The organism is Mesorhizobium sp. M5C.F.Ca.ET.164.01.1.1, from assembly GCF_004792125.1.
GTDB lineage: Bacteria > Pseudomonadota > Alphaproteobacteria > Rhizobiales > Rhizobiaceae > Mesorhizobium > Mesorhizobium wenxiniae.
The window spans coordinates 1-342 of record NZ_SRTG01000296.1 but is presented as its reverse complement, the minus strand read 5'-3'; the positions used below and the strand labels follow the sequence as shown (position 1 = coordinate 342).

Below are 342 nucleotides of genomic sequence, written 5' to 3'. Positions count from 1 at the left end.
CCGCTGGCGCTCGCCGACGTCACCCTCTATGTGCCGACGCGGCGCGCGGCACGGGCATTGCGCGGCGCCTTCGTCGACATGCTGGGAGGTCGCTCGGCCATTCTGCCGACGGTGCGGCCGCTCGGCGAGTTCGACGAGGACGAGGCCGCCTTCGACACCGAGGCAACGCCGGCAATCGATCTGGCGCCGCCGATTGCGGCGCAGGAACGCTTGCTGTTGCTGGCGCCGCTGGTGCGGGCGTGGAAGGAGAGCCTGCCGGCGCATGTCGCGGCGCGCTTCAATGAGGAATTCGTGGTGCCGACCTCGGCGGCCGACGCCATCTGGCTGGCGCGCGACCTTGCC

1 pseudogene is annotated in these 342 nt (G+C 71.6%); it reads left to right on the top strand.

Annotation, left to right across the window (positions count from 1 at the left end):
* Window positions 1–342: pseudogene (locus EN807_RS33545) on the top strand (double-strand break repair protein AddB); the annotation flags it as partial.